The 24,529-nt window shown below is 61.5% G+C and carries 18 protein-coding genes; 1 reads left to right on the top strand and 17 read right to left on the bottom strand.

Features of this window, described 5'->3' with window-relative positions:
* Positions 1-78: 78 nt before the first annotated feature.
* The 13 genes from V1273_RS13745 to aceE form a co-directional block, all read right to left on the bottom strand.
* Positions 79-1,074, bottom strand: coding sequence for a cytochrome d ubiquinol oxidase subunit II (locus V1273_RS13745; protein ID WP_334384263.1), 996 nt, complete (start codon positions 1,072-1,074; stop codon positions 79-81).
* Positions 1,075-1,079: 5 nt separating this feature from the next.
* Entirely contained in the window at positions 1,080-2,471 is a 1,392-nt protein-coding gene (locus V1273_RS13740) for a cytochrome ubiquinol oxidase subunit I (RefSeq protein WP_334368160.1), read from the bottom strand.
* 86 nt (positions 2,472-2,557) lie between these two features.
* Complete coding sequence (locus V1273_RS13735) at positions 2,558-3,880, bottom strand: NAD(P)/FAD-dependent oxidoreductase (protein ID WP_334368159.1); 1,323 nt, start codon at positions 3,878-3,880, stop codon at positions 2,558-2,560.
* A gap of 49 nt (positions 3,881-3,929) precedes the next feature.
* Positions 3,930-6,206, bottom strand: coding sequence for an NADP-dependent malic enzyme (locus V1273_RS13730; RefSeq protein ID WP_334382738.1), 2,277 nt, complete (start codon positions 6,204-6,206; stop codon positions 3,930-3,932).
* A gap of 78 nt (positions 6,207-6,284) precedes the next feature.
* Positions 6,285-6,710 (bottom strand): TIGR01841 family phasin, encoded by a 426-nt coding sequence (phaP, locus tag V1273_RS13725; RefSeq protein WP_334368157.1) that lies wholly within the window; start codon positions 6,708-6,710, stop codon positions 6,285-6,287.
* Between the two features lie 11 nt (positions 6,711-6,721).
* Positions 6,722-7,108 (bottom strand): acyl-CoA thioesterase, encoded by a 387-nt coding sequence (locus V1273_RS13720; RefSeq protein ID WP_334382739.1) that lies wholly within the window; start codon positions 7,106-7,108, stop codon positions 6,722-6,724.
* A gap of 53 nt (positions 7,109-7,161) precedes the next feature.
* A complete protein-coding gene (gene phbB / locus V1273_RS13715) occupies positions 7,162-7,887 on the bottom strand; it encodes an acetoacetyl-CoA reductase (RefSeq protein WP_334368155.1) in 726 nt (241 codons plus the stop codon).
* Between the two features lie 123 nt (positions 7,888-8,010).
* The gene (locus V1273_RS13710) at positions 8,011-9,183 is read right to left on the bottom strand and encodes an acetyl-CoA C-acetyltransferase (RefSeq protein WP_334368154.1); all 1,173 of its coding nucleotides are present in this window, start codon (positions 9,181-9,183) and stop codon (positions 8,011-8,013) included.
* 44 nt (positions 9,184-9,227) lie between these two features.
* A complete protein-coding gene (locus V1273_RS13705) occupies positions 9,228-10,598 on the bottom strand; it encodes a dicarboxylate/amino acid:cation symporter (protein ID WP_334368153.1) in 1,371 nt (456 codons plus the stop codon).
* Between the two features lie 27 nt (positions 10,599-10,625).
* Positions 10,626-11,600: a TAXI family TRAP transporter solute-binding subunit gene (locus tag V1273_RS13700; protein WP_334382740.1), complete on the bottom strand. Its 975-nt coding sequence runs from the start codon at positions 11,598-11,600 to the stop codon at positions 10,626-10,628.
* Between the two features lie 14 nt (positions 11,601-11,614).
* Positions 11,615-13,363, bottom strand: a complete 1,749-nt coding sequence (gene lpdA, locus V1273_RS13695; RefSeq protein ID WP_334382741.1) for a dihydrolipoyl dehydrogenase — start codon at positions 13,361-13,363, stop codon at positions 11,615-11,617.
* A gap of 17 nt (positions 13,364-13,380) precedes the next feature.
* Positions 13,381-14,946, bottom strand: a complete 1,566-nt coding sequence (locus tag V1273_RS13690) for a dihydrolipoyllysine-residue acetyltransferase (protein ID WP_334382742.1) — start codon at positions 14,944-14,946, stop codon at positions 13,381-13,383.
* A gap of 20 nt (positions 14,947-14,966) precedes the next feature.
* Complete coding sequence (aceE, locus tag V1273_RS13685) at positions 14,967-17,654, bottom strand: pyruvate dehydrogenase (acetyl-transferring), homodimeric type (protein WP_334409935.1); 2,688 nt, start codon at positions 17,652-17,654, stop codon at positions 14,967-14,969.
* A 600-nt stretch (positions 17,655-18,254) separates the two neighbouring features.
* Here aceE and lipA point away from each other — a divergent pair.
* Positions 18,255-19,286 carry a lipoyl synthase gene (gene lipA / locus V1273_RS13680; RefSeq protein WP_334409933.1) on the top strand — a complete coding sequence of 344 codons (1,032 nt, stop codon included), beginning with the start codon at positions 18,255-18,257 and terminating at the stop codon, positions 19,284-19,286.
* 1,025 nt (positions 19,287-20,311) lie between these two features.
* Here the strand turns inward: lipA and V1273_RS13675 are convergent.
* The 4 genes from V1273_RS13675 to V1273_RS13660 are packed head-to-tail and all read right to left on the bottom strand — an operon-like array spanning position 20,312 to position 24,520.
* Positions 20,312-21,064 carry an ABC transporter ATP-binding protein gene (locus V1273_RS13675; protein ID WP_334368148.1) on the bottom strand — a complete coding sequence of 251 codons (753 nt, stop codon included), beginning with the start codon at positions 21,062-21,064 and terminating at the stop codon, positions 20,312-20,314.
* Positions 21,058-22,125 (bottom strand): FecCD family ABC transporter permease, encoded by a 1,068-nt coding sequence (locus V1273_RS13670; RefSeq protein WP_334409932.1) that lies wholly within the window; start codon positions 22,123-22,125, stop codon positions 21,058-21,060. Before V1273_RS13670 ends, V1273_RS13675 begins: the two co-directional genes overlap by 7 nt.
* Positions 22,125-23,294, bottom strand: a complete 1,170-nt coding sequence (locus V1273_RS13665) for an ABC transporter substrate-binding protein (RefSeq protein ID WP_334409931.1) — start codon at positions 23,292-23,294, stop codon at positions 22,125-22,127. Before V1273_RS13665 ends, V1273_RS13670 begins: the two co-directional genes overlap by 1 nt.
* Positions 23,291-24,520 (bottom strand): MFS transporter, encoded by a 1,230-nt coding sequence (locus V1273_RS13660; RefSeq protein WP_334409929.1) that lies wholly within the window; start codon positions 24,518-24,520, stop codon positions 23,291-23,293. Before V1273_RS13660 ends, V1273_RS13665 begins: the two co-directional genes overlap by 4 nt.
* Positions 24,521-24,529: the final 9 nt, after the last annotated feature.

The raw sequence follows: 24,529 nt of genomic DNA, 5'->3' as shown, positions 1-24,529 counted from the left end.
ACGTCCACCAGGGATGGAAGGTCCGTCATGCTGTGAACCAAACAAATCCGGGGAGTGTCGGCTACAACAGACGACCACTCAGGCATAGTCCAACTCTATGGTTTTGCCCCGGAATACGCGATAGGAAAATCCGGTGTAGGCGATGATGACCGGCAGCGTGACACAAACCCCGACCAGGATGATCTTGAGCGAGTCGGGGCTGCTGGCGGCCTGCCAGACGGTAAGCCTGTCGATCACCACGAAGGGATAGATGCTGTAGCTGAGGCCGAGGAAACTCAGGAAGAAGACGAACACCAGCAATGCGAAGGGTAGCCAGCACAGGCTACCGCGCACGGCCGGCGACCCGAGCAGGAGGCGCGCCGTCAGCAGCGCAATGCCCGTCGTGATCGGGATCGACGCCACCGCAATCATCGCCGGCAGGGTGAACCACCTGACGCGAACGGTCTCGCTGATCCACGGTGTTGCCATCGAAATCAGGATCAGACCCAGCACCATGGGCGGCCAGGCGATCTTGCTCCATTGGATCGCCTTGTCCTGGAGCTGCCCATCTGTCTTCATCACCAGCCATGTAGCACCGAGCAGCGCGTAGGCCATCGGCAGCGCCACCGCGATTGCACCGGCAAAGATCGGATAATTCCAGCCCTCGCCGAAGCCGCTGATGTACCGGCCAAGCATCCAGCCCTGACACACCGACGCAAGCATTGAGCCCGCGATGAACAGGCGGTCCCACATCGCCTTGCGGTCGGCCTTTGCCTTGACCCTGAAATCAAAGGCGGCGCCGCGCAGGATCAGGCCAACCAGCATGAGCGCGGTCGGCAGATACAGTTCCGACAGCACCAGCCCATGCGCCTTCGGAAAGGCAACCAAAAGAAGGCCGACGCCGAGCACCAGCCAGGTTTCATTGGCGTCCCAGAACGGGCCGATGGAGGCGATCATGGTATCTCGCTCGTCAGGCGTCGCTCGATGCATCAACATGCCGACCCCAAGGTCGTATCCGTCGCTCACGACGTAGACGAGCAGCGAGACGCCCATCAGCCCGATGAAGATCAGCGGAAGCAGTTCGTCGAAAGACATCGAGGTCATGCGAACTCTCCCTCGCGCTGATACTGGCGCGGGCCGCCAGCGAGGTCCTCCGAACCGATCACGCCCTTCGGTTTGTCCGCCGTCTCCGCCATGTATTTCAGAACGCCGACATAGGCGACGAGCAAGGCGACATAGAGCGCAATATAGATACCGAGCGTCAGGGCAATGCTCGACGACGGGACACGCGAGGCGACGTCGCTCGTTCGAATGAGGCCGGAAACGATGAAGGGTTGGCGTCCGATCTCCGTGACGTACCATCCGGCAATGGTCGCGACCCAGCCGGCAAAGGTCATCACGGCGAACAACTTGAGCATGGGCCGCGGCATCCGGCCAAAATCCCAGCCATCTCGCCAATGTCTCCACAGGCCGATCCAGCTCACCAGCAGCATCAGGATGCCGATCCCCACCATGATCCGGAAGCACCAGAACACCGGAAAGACCGGCGGATGGGCCGATGGAAACTCGTTCAGTCCCTTGACTTCGCCGTCAGCGTCGTGCCGGAGGATCAGGCTCGCGAGTTTTGGTATGGCCAGCTCGAAACGATTTGATCTCGTTACGTCGTCCGGGATCGCGAACAGGAGAAGCGGCGCTCCCCGCGTTGTTTCCCAGACACCTTCCATCGCTGCGATCTTCTGCGGCTGATATTTAAGTGTATTGAGCCCATGAAGGTCGCCGGCCACCATCTGTGCGGGCGTGGCCAGGGCAGCGAAAACGAGCCCGGTCCGCAGCACGCGTGATGCGCTCTCCGTCGCGATGCCCTTCAGAAGTTGCCAGCCGCTGATCCCGATGAGCAGGAACGCGCAGGTCAGCGCGGACGCAAGCACCATGTGGACCAGGCGATACGGGAAGGACGGATTGAAGATGATTTCCAGCCAGTTCCTGGCGTGAAACTGGCCATCGATGATTTCGTATCCCGCCGGCGTCTGCATCCAGGAATTTAGGGCAAGGATCCAGAACGCGCTCAGCAGCGTACCGAGGGCGACCAGAAAGGTCGATCCGAGGTGAACCATCTCGCCGACGCGGCGGTGGCCGAACAGCATCACGCCGAGAAAACCCGCTTCCAGAAAGAATGCGGTCAGCACTTCATAGCCGAGCAATGGGCCGGCGATATTCCCGACGCGCTCCATGTAGCCCGGCCAGTTGGTGCCGAACTGAAAACTCATGGTGACGCCGCTGACGACCCCGAGCGCAAACGTCAGGGCGAATACTTTTGTCCAAAGCCGGTAGGCACGCAGCCAATCCAGCTTCTGCTGCGGATCGGTCGCGCGCAGGTGCTTCAGGCGAAAAAACAGCAGAACCCACCCCAACGCGATCGAAATCGAGGGGAACAGAATGTGGAACGTGATATTGGCGGCGAACTGGATGCGCGCAAGAAACACAACGTCCATCAGCATCCCCTCCGGGTTCGGCGCAGCACCTTCGCATCACTCAAGCTTGCATCGACCGGCACGGCATCCCTCCCCGCGACCCGATATCAATGAAGCTTCACATGCGGCTCGGTGCGCCGGGTGATCAGGCGTGCCAGCGTGTCGAGCGCAACCTTCACCGAACCGTGCAGCGCGTGTTCGTGCATCTTGTAGAGAGACAGGTACATCATCCTTGCGAAGATGCCCGCGAACACCAGGTTGCCGCCCACCAGCGCTCCCATCATCGAACCGACGGTGCTGAATTCGCCGAGCGACACCAGAGAGCCGAAGTCTCTATACTTGTAGTCCTTGATCGGCTCGCCTTGCAGATAGCGCGGAATCTGGGAATAAAGATGCGAGGCCTGCTGGTGGGCCGCCTGCGCGCGCGGCGGCACGTTGCCGCGCTCGCCCCATGAGCAGGCAGCGCAGTCGCCGATTGCAAAGATGCCGTCGTCGTGCGTCGTTTGCAGCGTTGGCCGAACGACGAGCTGATTGATGCGGTTGGTTTCGAGGCCGGCGATATCTTTCAGGAAATCGGGCGCCTTCACTCCTGCAGCCCAGACGATCAATTCGGCGGGGATCGTCCGGCCGTCCGTCAGGTTCACACGGTCGGAGCCGATCTCGGAAACCTTGGCGCCGAGCAGCAGATCGACGCCTAGCCTGCCGAGCAGCTTCTCCGTCTCTTTCGACACCCGCTCGGGCAGTGCGGGAAGCACCCGGTCGGCGGCTTCGATCAGCGTGATCCTGATGTCCTTCTGAGGATCGACCTGATCAAGGCCATACGCCACCACTTCACGCGTCGTTCTGTGGAGCTCGGCCGCAAGTTCGACGCCCGTCGCACCGGCCCCGATGATCGCGACCTTCAGCTGGTGCGCACCCAAGGGCGACGATTGGGCATGCGCGCGGATGCAGGCATTGACCATTCGTTCGTGGAACCGCCTCGCGTCCGCCTGCGATTCAAGCTTGATCGCGTGGTCCGCGACGCCGGGCGTGCCAAAGTCGTTGTTCTGGCTGCCGACGGCGACGACCAGCACGTCATAATCAAAGGTCCGCTTCGGTGTAACTTCGCGACCTTCGGTGTCAAAATACGGCGCCACCTGCACCTGACGGCGGTCGCGATCGATCCCGATCATGTCGCCGATACGGTAGCGGAAGCCGTGCCAGTAGGACTGCGCGAGGTAGTCGACCTCGTGGGCGGAGATGTCCATGCTGCCGGCGGCAATCTCGTGCAGCTTTGGCTTCCACACATGCGTGCGGTTGCGTTCGATCAGCGTGATATCGAGCTTGCCCTTGCGCCCGTATTTGTCCCCCAGGCGGGTCGCAAGCTCCAGTCCGCCGGCTCCGCCGCCGACGATGACGATCCGGGGCTTTCCCAAACGCGGCTTACCCATGATGGCCTCGACCGATCGAGTTCACTACCCGCCCAAATGCGCCTCCCGATCAGGCTCGATCGGAGACTGCGTCTGCGACCGCGACAGCCGCCATGTTCACGATCCGCCGCACAGTGGACGATGGCGTGAGAATGTGGGCCGGCTTTGCTGCTCCGAGCAGGATGCCGCCAACCGTCAGCCCCTGGCCCGCCGCCATCCTGAGCAGATTGTAGGAGATATTGGCGGCGTCGAGATTGGGCATCACCAGCACGTTCGCAGGTCCCTCGAAACCAGAATCCGGAAACTCGTGGTGGAGCACGGACGGCGAAAGCGCCGCGTCTCCGCGCATCTCGCCCTCTAAGACTAAATCGGGCGATCGCTCGCGAATGATTGTCCGCGCCTCCCGCATCTTGTTCGCTTCCGGCGCAGCCGAGCTGCCGAAGCTCGAATGCGACAACAACGCCACCCTCGGCGTAATGCCAAACCGCCTGACCTCCGCCGCCGCCAGCAAGGCGATGTCGGCGACCTGCTCGGCGGTCGGATTAAGGTGGCAATGAGTGTCACAAATGAAAAGCTGATGCTGTTGCAGAATGAGCATCTGCATCACGGCAAGGGTCCGCGCATCATCGCGGGTGCCGATCACATTGCGGATGGCGGTCAGATGGTCGGATGTCCTGCCGATGACACCGCACAACATCGCATCGCCAACTCCCCTTGCAAGAAGGAGCGAGGCGAGCACGGTCGCATTGCTTCGGGTCTCCGAGAGAGCGAGACCAGCCGATACGCCGTCGCGCTTTCTGCGCGCGTGGTACACTTCCGCGCATTTGGAGTAGATCTCCGCATCATGCGGATCGATGATGTCACAGTCCATGCCCGGCCTCAGCCGGAGATCGAACGACTTGATCCGCTCCTCGATCGTTGACGGCCGGCCAACCAGCAAGGGCCGCGCGATCCTCTCGTCAACGACCACCTGGGCAGCGCGCAGCACGCGCTCGTCCTCGCCCTCCGCCAGAAGCAGCGACTTGCCGCTTCCCTTCGCCACCGAGAAGACCGGCTGCATCGCGTTGCCGGACTGATAGACGAAACGGCTGAGCTGCTGGCGATAGGCTTCCATGTCAGCGATCGGACGCTTGGCGACTCCGCTGTTGGCCGCAGCCTTGGCCACTGCCGGCGCGACGACCTCGATGAGCCGCGGGTCGAGCGGCTTTGGAATGAGATAGTCGCGGCCGAATCGAAGCTTCTCCCCCTTATACGCAGCGGCCACCACCTCGGGCACTTCCGTCATGGCCAGATCCGCCAGCGCACGGACGGTGGCAAGCTTCATTTCCTCGTTGATCGTTGTCGCTCCGCAGTCGAGCGCACCCCGGAAGATGAACGGAAAACACAGCACGTTATTGATCTGGTTGGGGTAGTCCGAACGCCCCGTGCCGATGATCGCATCCGGACGAACCGCCAGCGCTTCTTCGGGCATGATCTCCGGGATCGGGTTGGCCATGGCGAAGATCAGGGGATCTCGCGCCATCTTCTTGACCATGTCGGGCGTCAGCACATTGCCGGCCGACAAGCCGAGGAAGATATCCGCGTCCTGAATGATCTCGTCCAGCTTTCGCGCATCCGTTTTCACCGCATAGCGCGCCTTGTTGTCGTCCATACCCTCGGTGCGGCCCGCATAGACGACGCCTTTTGCGTCGGTCACGATGATACGGTCGTGCCGCAGGCCAAGGCTGACAATGAGATCAAGACAGGCCAGCGCCGCTGCGCCGGCGCCGGAGCAGACCAGCTTGACCTCGGCAATGTCCTTCTTGACCAGCTTCAGGCCGTTCAGGATTGCCGCGGCGGCGATAATCGCGGTGCCGTGCTGGTCGTCGTGAAACACCGGAATCTTCATTCGGGTGCGGAGCTTCTGCTCGATGTAGAAGCATTCCGGCGCCTTGATGTCCTCCAGGTTGATGCCGCCGAAGGTCGGCTCCATCCTGGCGATGGTCTCGATCAGGGCGTCAGGATCCTCTTCGGCAAGTTCGATGTCGAATACGTCGATTCCGGCGAACTTCTTGAACAGGCACGCCTTGCCTTCCATCACCGGCTTGCCGGCCAGCGCGCCGATATTGCCGAGACCAAGCACGGCGGTGCCGTTGGTGACGACAGCCACGAGATTGCTGCGTGCGGTCAGCTCATCGGCCTGCAACGGGTCCTTGGCGATGACCAGGCAAGGCTCCGCCACGCCCGGCGAATAGGCCAGCGACAGATCGCGTTGCGTCGCCATGGCCGTGGTCGGCACCACGGAAATCTTTCCCGGCCTCGGCAGGCGGTGATATTCGAGTGCGGCTTCCCTCAGATCCTGGTTCATCGTATTCCCCGATTTTACTTCTTTGTTTGGGAGGCGGATGCAACCGCCCCTCTCCTACTCTTGTGCGGTCGGCAGGCCTCAGGCACTTCCGTCACGTGTGCGCATGCTCGCCATTCCGTCCTCGAAACGCCGGCGCAATATTTCGATCGTTTGTTTCTGCGACTCCGTCGACGCCTCGACGAGCTGGCGCATGTTGGCGATCGCTTTTTCGAACCCTTGCCTGGCGATTTCAGCGCGTCGTCCCGCAACAGATTCGTCGTTCACCTCGACAGCGATAGCCTTCATGGTCTCCTGGAACACCTCGGCTTGTCGCGCCATCAGATTTCGCCAACTGTCGTATGCCGAGCGATTGACCTCGACGAGAGCGTCGATGCACTTCTTCTCCATGTCCATCGACGGCATCATGTCGATGCCGCTGATCCGGCAGGATTCGATGAGCTTGGCGAAGTCGAACTCGGCGAGGCCCCAATCAAGGTCGTTTGGCTTCGATCTGTTGTCGGACATTTCTCTCTCCTTCATTGATCGCTGCTGCGGTCTGGGGTTTGAAATTGCGATGCTTCCACTTGTCGAGCGGAGGCGATCGGTGCCGGCCGCCCCTCGGCATCCAGTGCGACGAACGTGAAGATGCCTTCGGTCACCTTGACGCGATCACCGAGCCGTCGGCGCAGCGCCCAGGCCTCGAGGCGGATCGCCACCGAGGTACGCCCGACACGCTCGGACGCCGCGTAGACGCACAAGACATCCCCGACATGCACCGGCTTGATGAAATGCATCGCCTCGATCGCCACCGTCGCAACGCGCCGTTGCGCGCGTTGACCGGCATGGATGCCGCCGGCGATGTCCATCTGGGAAAGCACCCAGCCGCCGAAGATATCGCCGCTCGGATTTGCATCCGCGGGCATGGCCAGCGTCCGTGTCGTAAGGTCCCCTCGTGGCTGGATCGACATGGCGGGGCTCAGTTCATGTGCTGGCCGCCATTGGCTGAAATCGTCGAGCCCGTGATGAAGCCGGCATCATCCGATGCCAGGAACACGACGGCTCGCGCGATCTCGTGCGGTTCGCCCAAACGGCCGACCGGGATCTGCGGCAGGATATTCTTGGCCACGACGTCCGGGTTGATCGCCTTGACCATTTCGGTCGCAATATAGCCGGGACAAATCGTGTTGACGGTGATGCCGGCGCGTGCCCCCTCCTGTGCCAGCGCTTTCACGAAGCCGATGTCTCCCGCCTTGGCGGCGGAATAATTAACCTGGCCCATCTGGCCCTTCTGGCCGTTGATCGAGGAGATGCAGATCACGCGGCCGAACTTGCGCTCGCGCATGCCTTCCCACACCGGCCGCGTCATGTTGAACAGCGAATTCAGGTTGGTGTTGATGACGCCGTACCACTGCTCCGGAGTCATCTTGTGGAACATGCCGTCCTTGGTGATGCCGGCGTTGTTGACCAGCACCTCCACCGGCCCCAGTTCGGCTTCGACCTGCTTCAATCCCGCGACGCAGGCGTCGTAGCTCGACACGTCCCATTTGTAGACGTTGATGCCGGTCTCCTTCTTGAACTTCGCCGCCGCCTCGTCATTGCCGGCATAGCTCGCAGCCACCTTGTAGCCGGCCGCCTTGAGCCCAACCGAGATTGCCTCACCTATGCCGCGCGTACCGCCGGTAACCACCGCAACCCTGGACATCGTTCCCTCCTGATCCTGATCGGTTCGTGTTGTATTCGCCGGCTCTTGCGAGCCTCGGTCCTTCGCGGACGGCTGGTGCCATCCGCGTTTGCTTTGTTTGGAGCCCGTAAAACGGCTGCCGGCCTAGCGCTCGACTGTCAGGGCGACACCCATGCCGCCGCCGATGCACAGCGTCGCAAGGCCCTTCTTCGCATCACGCTTCTGCATCTCGAACAGAAGCGTCGTCAGAACGCGTGCGCCGGACGCACCGATCGGATGGCCGATGGCGATGGCGCCACCGTTCACATTCACGATCGCGGGGTCCCAGCCCATGTCCTTGTTGACGGCGATTGCCTGCGCCGCGAAGGCCTCGTTGGCCTCGACGAGATCGAGATCCCTGACTTTCCAGCCGGCCTTTTCAAGCGCCTTGCGCGAAGCCGGGATTGGCCCCGACCCCATCACCGCTGGATCGACGCCAGCCGTCGCCCAGGAGACAATCTTTGCCAGCGGCGTGAGCCCGCGCTTTTTGGCCTCATCAGCGCTCATCAGCACCAGCGCAGCCGCACCGTCGTTCAAACCGGACGCATTGCCCGCGGTCACCGAGCCTTCCTTGTTGAAGGCGGGCTTCAGCTTCGCGAGCGCGTCGAGCGTTGTGCCCGCGCGGATATACTCATCCTGGTCGACGACGACGTCGCCCTTTCTGGTTTTGACAGTGACGGAAACGATCTCGTCCTTGAACCTACCGGCCTTCTGCGCATCTTCGGCCTTGTTCTGCGAGCTGGTGGCGAACGCGTCCTGCTCCTCACGAGATATCTGCCACTTGGTGGCAATATTCTCGGCCGTCACTCCCATGTGATAGCCGTGGAATGCATCCATCAAGCCGTCCTTCAGCATGGAGTCGACGAACTTGACGTCGCCCATCTTGGTGCCGCCCCGCATGTGCGACAGATGCGGCGCCATCGACATCGACTCCATGCCGCCGGCGACGATGACCTTGGCATCGCCGTTGGCAATCTGCTGCAAGCCGAGCGCGACCGAGCGCAGGCCCGAACCGCAAAGCTGGTTCATGCCCCACGCGGTCTTCTCCTGCGGAATGCCGGCCGCCATGGCGGCCTGCCGAGCGGGATTCTGTCCCTCGCCGCCGGCCAGCACCTGGCCGAGGATCACTTCATCGACTTCTGCCGGCGAGACCTTGGCACGTTCGAGCGCTCCCTTGATCGCCACGGCCCCGAGTTCGTGGGCAGACAGCGACCCAAACGCTCCGTTGAAGGAGCCAACCGGCGTTCGCGCGGCAGACACAATTACCACTTCAGTCATGATCAACTCCTCGTTCAGCGTTCCCTGCACTTCGGTTTTCAACGTCAAGCAATGACTGGACGGGGCGCGCCCGCCTCGATCTCGTCATCCGCAATCTTCACTGACTCCGGATCATCAGCTTCGACATCGCTCTCCTGGTTCAGACGCCGATGAAGCATTTTTTCATCGAGCGCCCCTTCCCATTTGGCGACGACGACTGTCGCAACGCCATTTCCGATGAGGTTGGTGAGCGCGCGCGCCTCCGACATGAAGCGGTCAATGCCAAGGATCAAGGCGATGCTCGCGACCGGAATCGTCCCGACGGATGCAAGTGTTGCGGCCAGAACGATGAAGCCGGATCCCGTGACGCCGGCGGCGCCCTTGGATGTCAGAAGCAGAACGCCAATGATGCCGAGCTCTTGCCAGATCGTCAGGGGCGTGTTGGTCGCCTGCGCCAGAAAGATCGCGGCCATTGTCAGGTAAATACAGGTGCCATCGAGGTTGAACGAGTAGCCGGTAGGAATGACCAGACCGACGACCGACTTTTCGCAGCCAAGATTTTCAGTCTTGGCGATCATGCGCGGCAGCACTGATTCCGACGACGAAGTGCCGAGCACGATCAAAAGTTCTTCCTTGATGTAACGGATGAACTTGAAGATCGAAAAGCCGCTAAGGGCAGCAACGGCGCCGAGCACGGCGAAGACGAACAACAAGCACGTGACGTAAAACGCCAGCATGAAGTTGGCCAGCGAAACCAGCGTCGCCACGCCATACTTGCCGATCGTGAACGCCATTGCGCCGAACGCACCGATCGGCGCGACTTTCATGATGTAGCCTACGATCCTGAAGAACACGTGGCTCACGACATCAATCAGCCGCAGCACGCCCTCACCGTGCTGACCGAGAGCTTGCAAACCAAATGCAAACAGGATTGCAAAGAACAACACCTGCAAGATTTCACCTTGGGCAAAAGCGCCGACGACCGTCGACGGAATAATGTCCATCAGGAACTGGACCGTGCCCTGCTCCTTCGCTTTTGCGGTGAAGGCCGCGATCGATTTTGTGTCGACGGTCGACAGGTCGACGTTCATGCCGGCGCCGGGCTTCCACAGATTGATAACGATAAGTCCGATTATCAGCGCAGCCGTCGTCAGCACTTCGAAATAGATCAATGCCTTCAAACCAACGCGTCCAACCTTCTTCATGTCGCGCATGCTGGCAATACCGTGCACAACCGTGAAGAAGATGATGGGGGCGATGATCATCTTGATGCATTTGATGAACGCATCGCCGAGCGGCTTCATCTGCTCGCCAAGATGAGGATAAAAATGGCCAAGCAATATGCCGCATGTGATTGCAGCCAGAACCTGCACATAGAGGTGCTGATACCATTTTACGGAATGGTGACCGTCCGTCATTGCTGCTGCTGTTTCCATGCCTCATTCCTTCTCAAAGATTATTTCTCAGTCCGAATGCGCAACGCCAGGCATAACCCTGCTGCGATACCAACTGACCGCGCCGCCATGCAGCGGAATGAAATTGTTGCGCGTGATGTTCGAGGGGATCGTTTCCGCCGCCGCCGGATGAAGTTCGATCATCTGCTCGTGATTGGCGAACACGGTGTTGACGATGGCTGTGACCAGATCGTCCGGTAGATCCTTGTGCGCAACGGCAAAATTGAACAGGCCGACCGTGTCGTAACGGCGCCGCAAGGTAGGATACGAACCCGCTGCGACAACGGATGCGGAGAGTTCCGGCATTGCCAGGCGCAGCGTTGCGATCTCCTGCCGCGTGAGAGGGAGGTAGCGCACCTTCGCCTTTCGCTCGATATCAATAAGGAATGGAGCCGGTACGCCGGCGCCGACCGCGAGCGCATCGATGCTTCGCGCCACCGACTTCTCCGCAAGCTCCGCCCAATCGCCGTGAACCAGGGTGGCCTCGATCTTCAGCGCCTTGAGGAACTCGGGAAAGTAGGCGGCGGTGGTGCCGCCCTCGGGCCCGACACCGATACGTTTGCCCGCGAAATCGGCAAACGATTGAATCGGCGAGTCACTGAGCACCTGAAACTGAAAGGGCGTATCGTACATCGCGAACATGGCGCGCATGTTTCGGTATTGCCGCCCGTCGGTCCAGGCAGCGTTGGCGTTCCATGCCTGCAGCGCCACGCCTTGTGTGACGAAGGCCAGTTGAATTTCACCGGCCTCAAGCAGCTTGATATTATCAACCGGGCCACCCGTCGGTCGCGCCACCACCGCGATGCCGAGTTCTCGCGAGAGCAATCGAGCCAACCCTTCGCCATAGACGTAGTAAGTGCCGCCTTCCGACGCGGTGCCGAGAGTAAGCACCTGGGGCCAATGCGCCTCCGCCGCCGACGCCAGTTTGGGCGGAAGCAGAACCAATGCGAGAAGGACAAGAACTCGCCACGCTCTTGAAACCATGACTGTCTCCAGCGTCACTTTTTCTTCTGCGGCGGAAGATCCGTGCAGTGGCCCTCGAACACCTCAGCCGCCATGCCGATAGATTCTCCAAGTGTCGGATGCGGATGGATGGTCTTGCCGATATCTGCGGGCTCGCAGCCCATCTCAATCGCAAGGCAGATCTCGCTGATGAGATCGCCGGCATGCGTCCCGACGATGCCGCCGCCGATGACGCGGTGCGTCGTCGTGTCGAACAGCAGCTTGGTAAAACCCTCGTCGCGACCATTGGCGATGGCGCGGCCGGAGGCTGCCCATGGGAAGACCGCCTTGCCGACCTTGATGCCCTCAGCCTTGCACTGCTCCTCGGTCTTGCCGGCCCAGGCGACTTCGGGATCGGTGTAGGCCACCGAAGGAATCTGCCGCGCGTCGAAGAATGATTTTTCGCCGTGCGCCACTTCGGCGGCGACATGACCTTCATGCACGGCCTTGTGCGCCAGCATCGGCTGGCCAACGATGTCGCCGATCGCGAAGATGTGCGCCACGTTGGTGCGCATCTGCTTGTCGACGTCGATGAAACCTCGCTCGTCCACGGCGACTCCCGCCTTCTCGGCGCCGATCTTCTTGCCATTTGGGCTTCGGCCGACCGACACGAGAACGAGGTCATAGACCTGCGGCTCGGCGGGCGCCTGCTCGCACTCGAACCTCACCTCGATCCCGGCCTCGGTTGCTTTCGCGCCCGCCGTCCTGGTCTTCAGCATGACTTTCTCGAAGCGGCCCGCGTTCGCCTTCTCCCAGACCTTGACCAGATCGCGGTCGGCCCCCTGCATCAGGCCGTCGAGCATCTCGACCACATCTATCCGGGCACCAAGGGTCGAATAGACCGTCGCCATTTCGAGCCCGATGATGCCTCCACCGATCACCAGCATGCGCTTGGGGATGGACTTGAGCTGCAGTGCGCCGGTCGAATCGACGATACGCGGGTCATCGGGCAGGAATGGGAGTTTCACGGCCTGGCTGCCGGCGGCAATGATGGCGTTGGCGAACTTGATCGTCTTCTTGCCGCCTGACGAGATGACTTCGAGATGATGCGGGTCGAGGAAGGTACCGACACCGGTCACGACTTCGACCTTGCGGGCCTTTGCCATGCCGGCAAGGCCACCCGTCAGCTTCTTGATGACGCCGTCTTTGAATCCGCGGAGCTTGCCAAGGTCGATCTGCGGCGCGCCAAAGGAAATGCCGTGGTCAGGGAGGTGCCTGACCTCGTCGATCACGGATGCCGTATGCAACAGCGCCTTGCTCGGGATACAGCCGACATTGAGACACACCCCTCCGAGCGTATCGTAACGCTCGACCAGCACGGTCTGCATGCCGAGATCGGCGGCGCGGAAGGCGGCCGAGTAGCCGCCGGGACCGGCGCCCAGCACCAGCATGTCGCATTCGATATCCGCCTTGCCGGAATAAGACGCCGCAGATGGCGTTGCTGACGGCAGAGCGGCGGCAGTCGGCTGCACCGCGGGCGCGGCCTTGGGCGCAGCAGCGGCGCCTGTGGCCTCCAGCACGAGAATGGTCGACCCCTCGCTTACCTTGTCGTCGATCTTGACCCTGACCTCCTTCACGACGCCGTCGTGCGAGGATGGAATCTCCATCGACGCCTTGTCGGATTCGACCATGATGAGACTGGTGTCGACCGCGACGGTCTCGCCAGGCTTCACCATGACCTCGATCACGGCAACGTCCTTGAAATCACCGATATCCGGGACCTTCACTTCGATCTGCTGAGCCATGCTGCTTCCCCCCGATCTCAGAACAGCACGCGCCGCAGATCGGCGAGCACGCTGGCGAAGTAGACGTTGAAGCGCGCCGCCGCGGCGCCATCGATGACGCGGTGATCCCAGGACAGCGACAGCGGTAGCGTCAGCCGCCAGTCCGATGTCTTGCCGTCGGAGGAGTGCTGCTTCCAGTACCCCTTGCAGACGCCCATGATCGCAACTTCGGGCGCGTTGATGATCGGCGTGAAATAGATGCCGCCGATACCGCCGAGCGAGGAGATCGAGAACGTGCCGCCCTGCATCTGGTCGGGCTTGATCTTGCCTTCGCGCGCGAGCTTGGCGAGGGCGTTCATCTCCTTGGCGATTTCCGGCACCGATTTCTTGTCGGCATCGCGGATGACAGGCACCATCAGGCCGTTCGGCGTGTCCGCGGCAAAGCCGATGTGCCAGTAGTTCTTGTAGACGAGCGCGTCGCCATCGAGGCTGGCATTGAATTCCGGGAATTTTTGCAGCGTCGCTACCGCGGCTTTGACCATGAACGGCAGGAGCGAGAGTTTTACGCCGCTCTTCTCAAGCTCCTTGTTCATCTTCACCCGAAACTGCTCGAGCTCGGTGATGTCAGCCTCGTCGTGGGTCGTGACGTGCGGGATGACGACCCAGTTGCGGTGAAGATTGGCCGCGGAAATCTTCTTGATGCGGCCGAGCTCCTTGCGCTCGACCGGTCCGAATTTGGCGAAATCAATCTTCGGCCAGGGCAGAAGGTCGATGCCGCCAACGCCGCCTCCGCTTGCGGCTGCTGCTTGCGGCCTGGCAGAGGGTGCCTCGCCTTTGCCGAAGGCCTCGACGTCTTCACGCAGAATACGGCCGTGATTCCCCGAGCCCTTGACCTTGCCGAGATCGACACCCAGTTCACGCGCCAGCTTGCGCACGGCCGGACCGGCATAGGCGAGCGCGAAGCTTTTTTCGTCAAGGCCGCCGACCACCGCCGTTCCTGCGGCGGTGGCTGGCGAGGACGCAGGCAGCGACACGGGAGGGATGTCGGCCTGCAGAGGTGCCGCCCCGGTTGCGAGCGATAGGATGATCGAGCCTTCGCTGACCTTGTCACCGGTCTTGACCTTGATCTCGCGCACGGTGCCCGCGAGCGGCGCCGGCACTTCCATCGTCGCCTTGTCCGACTCGAGCGCGATCAGCGGATCCTCCGCCTTCACGCTGTCGCCGGGCTTCACGAATATCTCGATGACGGGAACATCCTTGAAGTCGCCGATATCGGGAACTCGGACTTCCGCGACACCCGCTGGTGCGCTGACAGGCGACGGCGGAGCGCTGACGACCGGGCGCGCCTCGGCCTGCTCCGCGCCCGCACCCACGAACTGCACGATCACGGTACCTTCGCTGACCTTGTCGCCAACTTTCACGACCACCGACCTCACCACGCCTTCGCGAGGCGACGGCACCTCCATGGTCGCCTTGTCGGACTCCAGCGCGACCAGCGGATCTTCGGCCTTCACCTTGTCGCCGGGCTTGACGAAGACCTCGATCACGGGGACGTCCTTGAAGTCACCAATGTCGGGCACCTTGATATCGATCAGACCACTCATCGCTCTGTCCTCGGCTCCGCTCACACGGTCCAGGGCGCAGCACGCCCGGAGTCGATTTGATATTTGGCGATGGCCTCGGCCACGAGCGCCGGCTTGATCGCGCCATCGTCGGCAAGCGCCTTGAGCGCCGCGACGACGACGTAATGCCGGTCGACCTCGAAGAATTTTCGGAGCTTCACGCGATAGTCGCTGCGGCCAAAACCGTCCGTGCCCAGCACGACGTAGCGACGGCCGGCGGCCTGTACGTATTCCCGGATCTGGTCGGGATAGTTGCGCATGTAGTCGGTCGACGCCACGACCGGACCGGGATGTCCCTCGAGCTGCGTCTCCACCCAACTCTTGCGGCGCGGCTCGGTCGGATGCAGCAGATTCCAGCGCTCCGCGGCCATGCCGTCACGGCGCAGTTCGTTGAAGCTGGTCGCGCTCCAGACGTCGGCGGTGACGCCGAAATCGGCCTTGAGCAGGTCGGCGGCCGCGATCACCTCGCGCAGGATCGTGCCCGAGCCGACGAGCTGGACGCGAAGTCCTTTCTTCGGCGTCTCTCCGCCAGTCTTCAGGAGATACAGCCCCTTGAGAATTCCCTCCTCCGCGCCCTTGCCTGCCTCGGCGAGCGAGGGATGCGGATAGTTCTCGTTCATCAGGGTGATGTAGTAGTAAACGTCCTCCTGCGCCTCATACATGCGGCGCATGCCTTCGCGCACGATCGTAACGACCTCATAGGCAAAAGTCGGATCGTAGGAGATGCAGTTCGGGATGGTGCCGGCAAGCACGTGGCTGTGGCCGTCCTCATGCTGCAAGCCTTCGCCGTTGAGCGTGGTGCGGCCGGCGGTGCCGCCGAGCAGGAATCCGCGGGCACGCATGTCGCCCGCGAGCCAGGCGAGGTCACCAACGCGCTGCAGACCGAACATCGAGTAGTAGATATAGAACGGGATCATCGGCACGTTGTTCGTGCTGTAGGACGTCGCGGCAACGATCCAGCTCGACATCGCGCCGCCTTCGTTGATGCCCTCCTGCAAAACCTGCCCGCTCTTGTCCTCGCGGTAATACATGAGCTGATCGGCGTCCTGCGGCCGGTAGAGCTGGCCGACCGACGAATAGATGCCGAGCTGGCGGAACATGCCCTCCATACCGAAGGTACGGGATTCGTCCGGCACGATCGGCACGATGTGCTTGCCGATCGCCTTGTCGCGCACGAGGGTGCCGAGCATCTGCACGAACGCCATCGTGGTCGAGATTTCGCGGTCGCCCGTAGAGTCGAGCAGCCGCTGGAACGTCGACAGCGGCGGAATTTGCAGGGACACGGACTTGCGCCTGCGCTGCGGCAGGCTACCGCCGAGCCGTTCGCGCTGCGTCCGGAAATACTTCATCTCCGGACTGTCTTCCGGCAGACGGATGAAAGGGACTTTTGCAAGGTCTTCGTCGGCGACAGGGACCTGGAAGCGATCGCGAAAGCCGCGCAGCGCGTCCTGCGTCATCTTCTTCGCCTGATGCGCGATCATCTGGCCTTCGCCGGACTCGCCCATGCCGTAGCCCTTGACGGTCTTCGGCAGGATGACCGTCGGCTGGCCCTTGTGCTTCACCGCCGCCGCATAAGCCGCAAACACCTTCTCCGGATCGTGGCCGCCGCGCGCGAGCTTCCAGATCTCGTCGTCGCTCATGTCGGCGACGAGCTGCTTCAGTTCCTCGTACTTGCCGAAGAAGTGCTCGCGGATATAGGCGCCGCTCTTGCTCTTAAAATCCTGGTATTCGCCGTCGACGCACTCCTCCATGCGCTTCAGCAGCAATCCGCTCTTGTCCTTTTCGAGCAGGCGATCCCAGCCCGAGCCCCACAGCACCTTGATGACGTTCCACCCGGCACCCCGGAAAACGCTTTCGAGCTCCTGAACGATCTTGCCATTGCCGCGAACGGGCCCGTCGAGCCGCTGGAGGTTGCAGTTGATGACGAAGATCAGATTGTCGAGATTTTCGCGTCCAGCGAGCGCAATCGCGCCGAGCGATTCCGGCTCGTCCGTCTCGCCGTCGCCCATGAAGGCCCAGACCTTGCGGTTCGATGTATCGGCCAGCTTGTGGTTCTGAAGGTACTTCAGGAACCGCGCCTGATAGATCGCCAGCAGCGGTCCCAGCCCCATCGACACCGTCGGGAACTGCCAGAAGTCCGGCATGAGCCATGGGTGCGGATAGCTCGACAAGCCCTTGCCGCCGGTCTCCTGCCTGAAGCCGAGGAGTTGCTCCTCGCTCAACCGTCCCTCGAGGAAGGCGCGCGCGTAGATTCCGGGCGAGCAATGCCCCTGAACAAAAATCAGATCGCCGCCATGCGCGTCCGTCGGCGCGTGCCAGAAATGGCCGAATCCGATGTCGTAGAGTGTGGCCGCTGATTGAAAGCTCGCGATATGACCGCCAAGCTCCGAGCTTTCCTTGTTGGCGCGCAGAACGATGGCGAGAGCATTCCACCGGATGATCGAGCGAAGCTTGTGCTCGATCGCGCGATCACCCGGCAGCGCCGGCTGCTGATGCGGCGGGATCGTGTTGCAGTAGGGCGTTGTCAGCGACTGCTCTACCTGAAGCCCGCCACGGCGTGCGGCGTCGAGCATCGTATTGACGACGAACTCGGCTCGTTCATTGCCGCGATGTCCTCGGACTGCCGACAAGGCATCCAGCCACTCCCGGGTTTCCTGCGGATCCAGATCTTGCGCGTCCGCGACCTTCATTACCCTCTCCCTTTGCATGCCAAGCCGAAGTCAAGCGTCAACGCTCATTGCGTTCCGCGCACGTGCGGAAGCGCAACGCCACACAGGCGGTACCGCCTGTCGCTCTAGGTGATGAGTTGAATACTGGCTGGCATCTGAACGCTCCCTCGCATCGTTTGTTCTTGAGCTTTTGCTTCTTTTGCAGATACCCAAGCAGCATTCGTGCCAGACCACGCAATGCGCCGCCAATCGCGCGCATGCCTTTCATTTTGCTTGGGATTGCCCGACACCCCGTCGAGGGCGCCGAGATGATCGGCCGGAATCTGTCTGACGCGCCGGAAACGAGCCGCAGGTTCCGCCCGAAAGATCGGACCGACCGGCGGGCGCGCTCCGGATTGCTACGCACGTTGCCGTCTTTCGACCTCGAAGGCCGAGCGCAATGGTCGACAAGTGTGGAGGTGACAATCGGGTTGACGAACTCCGTTCGGATAGCGAATGTCTGCGACCGAAAACGTTCCTGCATTTTCGTCGCGTGCGGCAGCGCGAGCGCATCCGTGCGAAGTTCACGGCGTTGGATTCTCCGAGCCGTCTTCGGCGCTCGCACACCATGAGGTCGACCAAATGACCGTTGTACTTGATCTCCTCAACAACGATCCGCGACCGAAGAGGCGGCCCGACGTGCCGCGTCACCCCGAGAAGGCAAACCGCCCCGATACGCCCATCCTAGGCAAGCCTGCATGGATTCGCGTGAAGGCGCCCGGCTCCGCCGAATGGGTCGAGACGAAGCGCATCGTGCGCGAGAACAAGCTCGTGACCGTCTGCGAAGAAGCAGGCTGCCCCAACATTGGCGAGTGCTGGAGCAAGAAGCACGCGACCTTCATGATCATGGGCGATACCTGCACGCGCGCTTGCGCGTTCTGCAATGTGCGCACCGGCCTGCCCGGCCCGCTCGACGTCGATGAGCCGGTCAAGGTCGCAGAGGCGGTAACAAAGCTCGGGCTCGAGCACGTGGTCGTTACCTCGGTCGATCGCGACGACCTTGCCGACGGAGGCGCCGCGCATTTCGCTGCGACGATTGCTGCCATCCGCGCAGCAAGCCCGGGTACGACGATCGAAATCCTGACCCCAGACTTTCTGCGCAAAGCGGGCGCACTCGAAACGGTCGTCGCAGCGAAACCCGACGTGCTCAACCATAATCTGGAGACGGTACCGTCGAAGTATCTGACAGTGCGGCCCGGTGCGCGCTACTTCCATTCGATCCGGCTACTGCAGCGCGTGAAGGAACTCGACGGAGAGATCTTCACCAAGTCCGGGATCATGGTCGGCCTTGGCGAAAGCCGGAACGAGGTGCTGCAACTGATGGACGATTTGCGTTCCGCCGACGTCGATTTCCTGACCATGGGCCAGTATCTGCAACCGACGCGCAAGCACCACGCAGTTGTAAGCTTCGTGCCACCTGACGAATTCGATGCCTATGAGAAGGTCGCCTACACCAAGGGCTTTCTGATGGTATCGGCCGCGCCGCTGACGCGCTCGTCACACCACGCGGGCGAAGACTTCCGCAGGCTGCGCGAGCGCCTGCGGCAACAAGCAGCCTCGCGGGTGGGAGCCCGGAGCAGGCCGCACGACGCCTCCGGGCACCTTCGAGGATAATGTTAAAGACATGGCTTTGTGGGAGCCGCCGGGCAACCCTGTCCGAATTGATGAAACACTGGACCGGCGCCAGTCCTTGGTCCTGCCAGAGCCTAGCGCCAATATTTCCTCCGCGCGCGATGTGTCCGCCGATCGAAGCGATGCAGGTGCGACGGCAGAGCTACCGTCCATCGCACGCAATCGGGGAACATCGGCGTACAAAATCGTGGCGCATTGTAGCGGGGAGCGCTACCAACCCACGGCAACATCTTCTCCAACCTTTATCGTGAAGTTCACGGCAAGATGCCCGCTCAGTTTTTGCGGACACGACTACTGCTCTCTGTGGCCGGCGTACGCCGCCTAACGCAGGCTAAAGAGAAATCGTCAGTCGGACGGTACAGCATTTGGCACAGCATGGCTGGCGACGACCGTGCTTAAGTGCTGATCGCGCTTCACTTTTTAAGATGTCCCGGTCCAATCCATCATGGGGGCCACAGAAAACGATAGCCTTGCGATTTCAATCGGTTACCGTACGTTCTTTAACGTTTGCCCCGTTATACTATTTCCGCGAAAATAGTATAGTCGCCGGGCGCGCGTGATGGCCAAGCCGTCCATAACAGCGGCAATATTCTCCACAGAGAACTCTTAGCCATATAAAGCCAACTCCCGGAAACGTCGCCGGGCGTATCGCCATTCGCAATAAATCTGGGATCACTCGCCGCGCATCGACGTCATTATGGAGGAACGGCAATCGAAAGAGCGGTGTCGATTAGTAGCGAAACGGATTTCGACACCCCGATCGGACTTCTTCTCAACCTGACCTAATTAGCGCGTAAGCAAAATGCGTAAGTGCGCAAGGATTCTGGAACTACATTCTTATCGTTGCCCGATACCGCCAATTCCGAGCGAGATGCCCTGGCGCGCGCGCCGTAAATGCTTCCCGAGTCTCTGTCGCTGCACGTGTGCCAATGACCACCTTAAGGAGGGCCTGCCGCAGTAGGAATGAACCGGACTTCTGAGGCCGGCTAGCCCTGACGCGTGGGGCGTCAGATCGCGTCGTCGACGATCAGATGTGGCTTGCCCTGCGAACACGATTCCACGCGTGCCCTGATGCGAAAGGTTGCGGCAAGGTTTTCCGGTGTCAGGACGTCAGCCGCCGTGCCGAAATCGTGCAACGTTCCATTAAAGAGGATAGCGACCTTGTCGGCGAATTTCAGTGCCAGGTCGAGATGGTGCAGCGCGATCAGCACGAGCATGCCGTCGTCATGCGCAAGGCTGCGCACCTGCCGCATCGCTTCCAGCTGGCGGTGCATGTCCAGCGCGCTGGTCGGCTCATCCAGGAGCAGCACCTGCGGTTCGCGCACGAGACATTGTGCAAGCCCGACGAGCTGGCGCTGTCCACCGCTCAGCTCGGAAAGGATTTCATTGGCAAGATCGCCCATGTCGAGCGCTGCTAGCGCCTGGTCCACCGCCACCAGATCAGACCGCTCCAGGCGCCAGCCACTGACCTGCTTGCGCGCAAGAAGCACGGATTCGAATACCGTCAGCACTGCGCTTGCCGTTTGGTCCTGAGGCATGTAGGCGATGGCGCGCTCGCGATCGCGCACACCTTCCAACCGGCACTCGCCGGGCCCCGGAAGAATGGCTGCGAGGCGCCGGAACATTGTCGACTTGCCCGCAGCATTCGGTCCAATGACGGCCACCACCTCGCCGCCATGACAGGGCGGAAGCGTCACATTACGCAGTACCTCGCGTGATCCGAAGCGAGCGCCGAGGCGATGCGTGCTCAGCACTACCATATGTCTCTTCCGCTTCTCAGGATCAAATAGAGGAAGACCGGCAATCCGATCGCTGAGGTGACGATGCCGATCGGCAGGACGGCGCCGGGTACCACGATTTTGGTCAGGATCGAGCTCAACGACATGATCAGCGCTCCAGTCAGTGCGCTCGCGGGCAGCAGGAAGCGCTGGTCTTCGCCGACCATCATGCGGGCGATGTGCGGACCTACCAGACCGATAAAACCGATCGTGCCGACAAACGCGACGGGGATCGCCGACAAAAGCGAGACAAGGATCAGGGTTTCGAGCCGCAGGCGCCGAACGGGAATGCCGAAGCTCGCCGCGCGCGCCTCGCCAAGGCGCAAGGCCGTCAACTGCCACCGGCGGCGCAGAAAGACCGGCAAGGTGACACCTACGACCAGTGCGGTGATGGCGAGCTTGGGCCATGTTGCCTTGGTGAGGCTGCCCATGGTCCAGAAGACGATGGCCGCGACGGCCTGCTCGGCGGCGAAATATTGGGTAATAGCGAGCGCCGTATTGAAACTGAAAACCAGCGCTATGCCCAGAAGCACAATCATCTGGATCGAGGCTCCGCGCCGAAGGCTGGCCAAATGGATCAGGAGGGCGGTTGCCATGGCCACGACGAAAGCATTGGCCGCGACGATGTAGTCGCCTGCCATGGGAATCAGCGCGACACCGAAGGCGAGCGCCAGGGCCGCGCCGAAGCTTGCACCGGCGGAAATGCCCAGCGTGAAAGGGCTCGCCAGCGGATTGTTCAAGATGGTCTGCATCTGAGCGCCGCCGATGGCAAGCGCCATGCCGACCACGACGCCCATGAGGGCCGACGGCATGCGGATCGACCAGACGATGACGCGCATCTGCGCATCCGCCTCTGCCGGCAGGACGAGCGTGCGCACCACCTCTCCAAGCCCGTACCTGGCCGGTCCGGTCGCAAGGTCGCCGACCAGTGCGATGCAAACTCCGACCACCAGCACAATGAGAACGACCCACCGCCTGATGCTGAGCGCCTGATAGGCGTCACGTCCGGCCAATGTCAGTGCTTCAGTAGGACGATCTGTCATCACGGGCTGTCGGAAAGGCTGATGCTGTAGCCGGGCCGGTAGTCGATGGGCAGGAAGCGACGATGATATTCGGCAAAGGTTGCATTGGGGTCCAGATTGGCGAACAGGTCAGGGTGGAACCACTTTGCCAATTGTTGGACGGCAAAAAATTCGTATGGACTATTGTAGAACTGGTGCCAGATGCCGTGAAAATTCCGCGCCTTCTTTGCCGCGATACCGGTATAGGCATCGCGCGTGGTGAACCATTCGAGCTTCTTGCGCGTCAGGCGAGGATCCGCCCCTGGTCCGAGCGGAATCCAGTGGCCGCCGGGCACATAGGCTTGCCAGTCGGCGCTGGTAACCACCACATGCACGGGATCGGCGACGATAACCTGTTCGGGGCTGATCTGCCCGAAGGTCGAAGGAATGATATCGCTGCCGATGTTGTGGCCGCCAGCGAGTTCGACATATTCTCCGAAATTCTCAGCGCCAAAAGACAGGCAGCAATCCTGCGAGTAGCCACCGATCCGCTCGACGAACACCTTGGGGCGCTTCGGTTGTCGGGCGGCAAGGACGTCGGCAACCGCAGCCATGGCCTGTCGACGGAACACGATGATCTCCTCAGCGCGCGCCTCGCGCCCCATGATCCTGCCCAGAAGCCGAATGGTCGGCTCGGTGTTTTCCAGAGGACGGTGGCGAAAATCGACATAAACAACCGGTATGTTCAGCGCCGCGAGCTTCTCGATGTAGTTGGCATCCCTGTTGGCCTGCATGGCTTCAAGATTGAGCAGCACGACATCAGGCTTCTGGATGATCGCCGATTCGATGTCGATCAGGCTGTCCTCCTGGCCCTTGAAGGAAGGAAGCTTCGCCAACTCGGGAAACACCTTGAGATACTGCGCGTAAGTGGCCGGGTCGGCCGCGATCAGATCGGTGCGCCAGGCAACCACATGGGCCAGAGGATCTTGGGGTTCGAGCGATGCGATGAGATAGAGCTGCCGGCCTTCGCCCAGAAGCATGCGCTTGACGGGCGCGTTAAGCGTCACCTCGCGGCCCGCGATATCAGTGACGGTAAGTGGCGCTTGTGCCTGCGTCGGTCTGGATTCGCCGGCAAATGCTGCTGGGGGAAGCAAAGCGATCAGAACAATAGCCGTCACCGCGGCATGCAGCAGCGATCGGTGTTTGGTCATGATCGGCTTCCTTTTTGAGTGGAGCGCGAAATTTTGAGCCATATGCCGAGAGCCGACAAAAATGACAAGGCGTAAAGCGTGGCGACGAGCGGGAAAGCGGCTTCGAAACCAAAGAACTGGGTGACCGCGACGCCGGCAATGATGCCGCTCGCGGACGCAGCCTGCTGGGAAGCTTGCGCAAGGCCCAAAACCGAACCTTGCCGATCATTAGCCACGGTTACAGAAATGAGCGCAAGAAGGACCGGCGTCGTTCCGCCAAGAAGCGCGCCCCAGATAAAATACAGGAGCGCGAATACGGCAACCGAGCCCGCGCCTCCCGCCAGATGTGTAACCAAAACGCACGCGGCCGAAATCAGCACGTTCCCGCCCAGCACATAGGATGGCGCTCGATTCTCGAAGAGCCGCGCCCATAGCGGCGCGGCCACGACGAAGCCGCACGCGAGCAGCCCATAGGTGAAGCCGGCGACCCAGTGCGGGGCGCCAAATACCTGGGTCATGTACAGTGAGAAGGGAACCTGCAGGACCATGCGGCTGGCAAGCAGCATCCCCATCAACGCAAGAACAGCTACGATGGGAGCACCGGTCGACGCCTTGGGCCCTGCGGTACCCGCGCTTCCGGGACTGGCGGCTACAGCGGCTGGCGTCGGCACGGGCAGGCTCAACCAGGCAACGGCAGCGCACAGCGCACAAATTGCCCCGGCGGTCAGATTTATTGCGGCGAAAGGAAAGCGATCGAGAATGAGCCCGCCCAGGAAAGCGCCACCCAGCGACCCCACATTGGTGGCAACCTGAAGCCAGGCGAAGAGGCTGGCGCGATCCTTCCCGCCGGTGATCTGCACGCCATAGGCCTGCGCGGGAGCGATATAGCCGGCGCAGGCGCCCTGCACGAAACGCAGCGCGATGATTGTCCAGACATCCTGTGCAACGGCAACAAGCAGTTGCGTGACCGCGAGACCGCCGAGCGCCCGAACCATCATCAGCCGATTGCCGTAGCGATCGCCCATTCGCCCCCAGAAGGCGCTGGTCAGCGACACGCCAATCATCGGGCCAACGTAGACACCAACGCCTGCGAGTCCAAAGACGCTGTCGGAAGGGCTCAACACTTTGATTTGGATCGGCCAGAATGGACCACTCATTTCCATGGCACCCATGGAAATGAATTGCAGCCCGAACAACAAAACAAAAGCCGGTCCGAAGCCGCGAAGCGCGGCGGAAGTGTTTGTCATTCCGCTTCC

It is taken from the genome of Bradyrhizobium sp. AZCC 1721 (assembly GCF_036924715.1).
Taxonomy (GTDB): domain Bacteria; phylum Pseudomonadota; class Alphaproteobacteria; order Rhizobiales; family Xanthobacteraceae; genus Bradyrhizobium.
The sequence above is the reverse complement of the archived record's forward strand: the minus strand, read 5'-3'. Positions and strand labels throughout refer to the sequence as shown.

What these genes read in the sequence shown, in the direction of transcription:
- V1273_RS13740 (WP_334368160.1), bottom strand. Translation starts at nt 2,471, where the DNA reads ATGGACGTTGTGTTTCTTGCGCGCATCCAGTTCGCCGCCAATATCACG.
- V1273_RS13665 (WP_334409931.1), bottom strand. Translation starts at nt 23,294, where the DNA reads ATGACCAAACACCGATCGCTGCTGCATGCCGCGGTGACGGCTATTGTT.
- V1273_RS13735 (WP_334368159.1), bottom strand. Translation starts at nt 3,880, where the DNA reads ATGGGTAAGCCGCGTTTGGGAAAGCCCCGGATCGTCATCGTCGGCGGC.
- V1273_RS13660 (WP_334409929.1), bottom strand. Translation starts at nt 24,520, where the DNA reads ATGACAAACACTTCCGCCGCGCTTCGCGGCTTCGGACCGGCTTTTGTT.
- V1273_RS13720 (WP_334382739.1), bottom strand. Translation starts at nt 7,108, where the DNA reads ATGCCCGCGGATGCAAATCCGAGCGGCGATATCTTCGGCGGCTGGGTG.
- V1273_RS13690 (WP_334382742.1), bottom strand. Translation starts at nt 14,946, where the DNA reads ATGAGTGGTCTGATCGATATCAAGGTGCCCGACATTGGTGACTTCAAG.
- V1273_RS13705 (WP_334368153.1), bottom strand. Translation starts at nt 10,598, where the DNA reads ATGGAAACAGCAGCAGCAATGACGGACGGTCACCATTCCGTAAAATGG.
- V1273_RS13670 (WP_334409932.1), bottom strand. Translation starts at nt 22,125, where the DNA reads ATGACAGATCGTCCTACTGAAGCACTGACATTGGCCGGACGTGACGCC.
- phbB (WP_334368155.1), bottom strand. Translation starts at nt 7,887, where the DNA reads ATGTCCAGGGTTGCGGTGGTTACCGGCGGTACGCGCGGCATAGGTGAG.
- V1273_RS13710 (WP_334368154.1), bottom strand. Translation starts at nt 9,183, where the DNA reads ATGACTGAAGTGGTAATTGTGTCTGCCGCGCGAACGCCGGTTGGCTCC.
- V1273_RS13730 (WP_334382738.1), bottom strand. Translation starts at nt 6,206, where the DNA reads ATGAACCAGGATCTGAGGGAAGCCGCACTCGAATATCACCGCCTGCCG.
- lpdA (WP_334382741.1), bottom strand. Translation starts at nt 13,363, where the DNA reads ATGGCTCAGCAGATCGAAGTGAAGGTCCCGGATATCGGTGATTTCAAG.
- phaP (WP_334368157.1), bottom strand. Translation starts at nt 6,710, where the DNA reads ATGTCCGACAACAGATCGAAGCCAAACGACCTTGATTGGGGCCTCGCC.
- lipA (WP_334409933.1), top strand. Translation starts at nt 18,255, where the DNA reads ATGACCGTTGTACTTGATCTCCTCAACAACGATCCGCGACCGAAGAGG.
- V1273_RS13700 (WP_334382740.1), bottom strand. Translation starts at nt 11,600, where the DNA reads ATGGTTTCAAGAGCGTGGCGAGTTCTTGTCCTTCTCGCATTGGTTCTG.
- aceE (WP_334409935.1), bottom strand. Translation starts at nt 17,654, where the DNA reads ATGAAGGTCGCGGACGCGCAAGATCTGGATCCGCAGGAAACCCGGGAG.
- V1273_RS13745 (WP_334384263.1), bottom strand. Translation starts at nt 1,074, where the DNA reads ATGTCTTTCGACGAACTGCTTCCGCTGATCTTCATCGGGCTGATGGGC.
- V1273_RS13675 (WP_334368148.1), bottom strand. Translation starts at nt 21,064, where the DNA reads ATGGTAGTGCTGAGCACGCATCGCCTCGGCGCTCGCTTCGGATCACGC.